General features: G+C 71.7%; 4 protein-coding genes and 1 pseudogene. 2 read left to right on the top strand and 3 right to left on the bottom strand.

The window, feature by feature from the left end; genetic code table 11:
* Positions 1–29: 29 nt before the first annotated feature.
* Positions 30–1,076 (bottom strand): BMP family ABC transporter substrate-binding protein, encoded by a 1,047-nt coding sequence (locus tag E1265_RS34165; protein ID WP_132934838.1) that lies wholly within the window; start codon positions 1,074–1,076, stop codon positions 30–32.
* A 285-nt stretch (positions 1,077–1,361) separates the two neighbouring features.
* Here E1265_RS34165 and E1265_RS34160 point away from each other — a divergent pair, with 285 nt between their 5' ends.
* Positions 1,362–1,934, top strand: coding sequence for a Uma2 family endonuclease (locus E1265_RS34160; protein ID WP_132934837.1), 573 nt, complete (start codon positions 1,362–1,364; stop codon positions 1,932–1,934).
* A gap of 12 nt (positions 1,935–1,946) precedes the next feature.
* Here the strand turns inward: E1265_RS34160 and thrS are convergent, their stop codons facing one another.
* Positions 1,947–3,200 (bottom strand): threonine--tRNA ligase, encoded by a 1,254-nt coding sequence (thrS, locus tag E1265_RS34155; protein ID WP_165953979.1) that lies wholly within the window; start codon positions 3,198–3,200, stop codon positions 1,947–1,949.
* 128 nt (positions 3,201–3,328) lie between these two features.
* Positions 3,329–4,081: an SDR family oxidoreductase gene (locus E1265_RS34150; protein WP_132934835.1), complete on the bottom strand. Its 753-nt coding sequence runs from the start codon at positions 4,079–4,081 to the stop codon at positions 3,329–3,331.
* A gap of 78 nt (positions 4,082–4,159) precedes the next feature.
* Between E1265_RS34150 and E1265_RS34145 the strand changes: the two are divergent.
* Positions 4,160–4,368, top strand: a pseudogene (locus E1265_RS34145) (chloramphenicol phosphotransferase); the annotation flags it as partial.

Genomic DNA, 4,368 nt, shown 5'->3' with positions numbered 1-4,368 from the left:
GGCGGGGAAGATCCCCACCCGACCAGCCCTCACGGGGTCTGGGCCACCTCGATCTCGCCGGAGACGATGCCGTCCGTCGCCGCCTGGATCTGGTCCGCGATGTCGTCGATGAAGCCACCGGAGGTGGCCAGCGAGACGCCGTTCTCGGCGAGGTTGTACTCGTGGGTGCCGGTCAGCGGCTCCTCGTTCTGCACGCTCTGGATCAGGTCGTAGACGGCCACGTCGACGCCCTTGACCGCCGAGGTCAGGATCGAGTCCTGGTACTCGGCGAGCCCCGGCTGCTGGTACTGGTCGGAGTCGACGCCGATGGCCCAGGCGCCCTCGACGCTCGCGACCTCCTCGATCGAGCCGGCGCCGGACTGCCCCGCCGCCGTGTAGATCACGTCGATGCCGCGGCCGAGCATGCCGTTCGCCTTCTCCTTGGCCCGCGCGACGTCGTTGAAGCCGCGGTCGTCGTTGGTGTACAGGTACTCGACCGAGACCTCGACGTCCGGGTTGGTGTCGGTGACGCCCTGCACGAAGCCGGCCTCGAACTTCTGGATCAGCGGGTTCTGCACGCCGCCGATGAAGCCGACCTGCCCGCTCTCCGACTTCAGCGCCGCGGCCACGCCGGCCAGGTAGGACGCCTCGTGCTCGGCGAAGACCATGCTGTAGACGTTGTCGCCCTCGGCCACCGCGTCCACGACGCCGAAGGTGGTGTCCGGGTACTGCTCGGCGACGGTGGCGATGGCGTTGCCGTAGAGGTAGCCGACGCCGATCACCGGGTTGTAGCCGGCCTGCGCCAGCGACTCGAGACGCTGGACGCGGTCCGCGTCCGTCTCCTCGTTCTGGGCGGTCCTGGTCTCGATCTCGATGCCGAACTCCTCGGCGGCACGGTCGCCGCCGGCCGCCGCCGACTCGTTGAACGAGTGGTCGTCACGACCGCCGACGTCGAAGGCGATCGCGGCCCCCTGTGCGCCGGACTCGCCGTTCTCCCCGCTGTTGTTGGATTCCGTTGAGCTCTCGCCACAGGCCGCGGTGAGCGCGAGGGCCGTGGTGAGGGCGACAGTTGCTGCCAGACGCGATACGCGGCGCAAGAGGACGATCCCTTCAGTCGAAAGCGCCTCTTACCGGCGCCGTTGCCCGCCGATCGTAACGCGCGTAGATCTTAGGGAAAGACCTGGGGAATTCCTGTTATCAGATCGGTGTGAACGCAACGTGGAGGCAACACGGCCCGAGGTGACGGCGACCACGTGGCACCGCACTCGGGGTGATGCGGGGCGTTTTGCGTCGACTACGCTGAGGTCGTCCGCGCAGCCCGTGCCCGCGAGCCGGGATCAGGCCCCTGACTCTCGCCCGACTCCTTGCCAGTGGAGGAAGCCGTGACCGCCGAACTGCCCGAGTGGATGACTCCCCCGAGGCCCAGCGGCTGGGAGGCCGACGACCTCGACCACCTTCCGCAGGCGCCGCGGCATACCGAACTCATCGACGGAGCGTTGATCTTCATGATGTCGCCACAGCGGTCCTGGCACTCCCGGCTCGTGGGGAAGCTCACCCTCGCGCTGGAGGAGGCCGCCCCGGCAGGATTCGACGCCGAGCGGGAGATGACCGTCCGTCTTGACCGCAAGAGCCGGCCCGAGCCGGACGTCCTGGTCACCACGGCGGCCTATGCCCCGGACCGCACCTGGTTCGCCCCCGAGGACGTCGCCCTGGTGGTCGAGGTGGTCTCGGAGGAGTCGGCCGACCGCGACCGTTCCCTGAAGCCGTTCAAGTACGCCCAGGCCGGGATCCCGCACTTCTGGCGCGTCGAGGAGGAGCGCGGCGCGGCCGCCGTCCACACCTACGAGCTCGACACCATGACCAGCTCCTACGTGGCCACCGGCATCCACCGGGGCCGGCTGAAGGTCTCGGTGCCGTTCGACCTCGACCTGGACCTCACCGCCCTCGTCCCCTGAGCGTCCGGAGCACTACCCCCGCCACAGCTCGGCGGCGTGCGCCGCGACCAGCGCGGTGATGTCGCGCAGCGCCTCGGCCGCCGGGCGAGCCGGCAGGCGGCGGCCGTCGCGGAGGCGGAGGGCGACGGTGTCGGCGGCGGACTCCGCCGGGCCGATCACCGCCTGGTAGGGGACGAGTCGCGCGCTCCTGATCCGCGCGCCGAGGCCGCCCCGCTCGGGGCCGTGCACCTCGGCGCGCAGGCCGAGCTCCACGGCCCGCGCGACCAGCCGCTCGGCGTGCGGCAGCTCCGCCGCCGAGACCGGCAGAGCCACCAGCTGGAGGGGCGCGAGCCAGGCCGGGAACGCGCCACCGTGCACCTCGATGAGCTGCGCGACGGCCCGCTCCACACTCCCCACGATGCTGCGGTGCACCATCACCGGACGGTGCCGGGCGCCGTCCTGGCCGACGTAGCTCAGGTCGAACCGCTCCGGCTGGTGGAAGTCGACCTGGACGGTCGACAGGGTGGCCTCCCGGCCCGCCCCGTCCACCACCTGCACGTCGATCTTCGGCCCGTAGAACGCGGCCTCGCCCTCGACGGCCTCGTACGCCACGCCCTCGCGCTCAAGCACCTCCCGCAGCAGGGCCTCCGCCCGCCGCCACTTCTCCGGGTCGGCCACGTACTTGCCGCCCTCGCCGGCCAGCGAGAGCCGGTAGCGTGCCGCCTCGACGCCCATCGCCGCGTAGGCGCGGCGGATCATGGCGAGCGCGGCCCCGGCCTCGTCGACGACCTGGTCGAGGGTGCAGAAGATGTGCGCGTCGTTGAGCGAGATCGCCCGCACCCGGGTCAGTCCGCCGAGCACGCCCGAGAGCTCGGCTCGGTACATGCCGCCCAACTCGGCCATGCGCAACGGAAGCTCCCGGTAGCTGTGGCCGCGCGAGCGGTAGATCAGCGCGTGGTGCGGGCACAGGCTCGGCCGCAGCACCACCTGCTCACCGCCGAGATCCATCGGCGGGAACATGTCCTCGCTGAAGTGGGCCCAGTGGCCGGAGCGCTCGTACAGCTCGCGCTTGCCGAGCACCGGCGAGTGGACGTGCCGGTAGCCGGCCCGCCGCTCCTCCGCCCTGACGTACTCCTCCAGGGCGTGCCGCACCACGGCCCCGTCCGGCAGCCAGTACGGCAGCCCGGCGCCGATCAGCGGGTCGGTGTCGAACAGGTCGAGCTCACGGCCGAGCCTGCGGTGGTCCATGGCGATGGTCTCCTCATCAACGGTGAGGCGAGTGACCACGCGACGAAGCCCCGGGGCACTCGCCCCGGGGCTTCGACTAGGACATCGGTCAGCGCACCGGGACTCTCTCCGGCGTCGTCGTGACGAACTTGGCGCGCTTCACGCGTCCCAGGGTACCGGCCCGCCTCTCAGGCGGTGAACCCGCCGTCCACGCTGATCTCGGCGCCGGTGATGTACGCCGCCTCCGGGCTCGCCACGTGCGCGACGGTGGCGGCGACCTCCGCCGGCTTCGCGAAGCGGCCCGCCGCCGTGAAGCCGGCGAAGTACCCGGCGTTCGGCCCGTCGGCCGGGTTGGCCTCGGTGTCGGTCGGCCCCGGGTGCACGATGTTGACCGTGATGCCACGGGAGCCGAGCTCGTGGGCCAGGCCCCTGGTCATCCCGACGAGCGCCGCCTTGCTCGTCGCGTAGAGCCCGAGGCCGGGGAAGGGCGTCCGCCCGGCGACGTTGCTGCCGATGGTGATGACGCGGCCGCCATGCCCCATGTGCCGCACAGCCGCCCCGGTCGCCAGGTACGGCGCCCTGACGTTGACCTCCAGGGTGTGGTCGACCTCCGCGAGCCCGAGCTCGTCCAGCTTGCCGAACGGGAAGACCGCCGCGTTGTTGACCAGGATGTCAAGACGGCCGAACGTGGCCGCGGCCTCCTCCACCGCCCCGGTCAGCGCCTCCGGGTCGCCGCTGTCGGCCTGGATCGCCAACCCCCGGCGCCCGGCCTCCTTGATGCCCGCCACCACCTCGGCGGCGCGCACCGCGTCGCGCACGTAGGTGAGGGCGACGTCCGCGCCCTCCGCCGCGAGACGCAGCGCCACGGCCGCGCCGATGCCCCGGCTGCCGCCGGTGACCAGGGCCGCTCTTCCTTCGAGTCGGTCGTTGACTTCGTTCATGCCGTGAGCCTTCCAACGCCGCGCGTTCGGGGCTGGCGGCGAAGCGACGTCGCGTTCCCGCCGGTTAGCCTGGCCGGCGTGGCTACCGATGTGATCGTGCTGAACGGGGGCTCAAGCTCCGGCAAGTCCGGCATCGCGCGGTGCCTGCAGACGCTGCTGCCCGAGCCGTGGCTGACGCTGGGCGTGGACACGTTGATCGAGGCGATGCCCGCCTCGATGCGGACCTCGGACACCGGGATCGGGTTCGCGCCGGACGGCGGCGTCAGCGTGGGCGCCGAGTTCCGGGC

The organism is Streptomyces sp. 8K308, from assembly GCF_004348315.1.
Taxonomy (GTDB): domain Bacteria; phylum Actinomycetota; class Actinomycetes; order Streptomycetales; family Streptomycetaceae; genus Streptomyces.
This window is presented reverse-complemented; position numbering and strand designations above follow the sequence as displayed.

What these genes read in the sequence shown, in the direction of transcription:
- E1265_RS34150 (WP_132934835.1), bottom strand. Translation starts at nt 4,081, where the DNA reads ATGAACGAAGTCAACGACCGACTCGAAGGAAGAGCGGCCCTGGTCACC.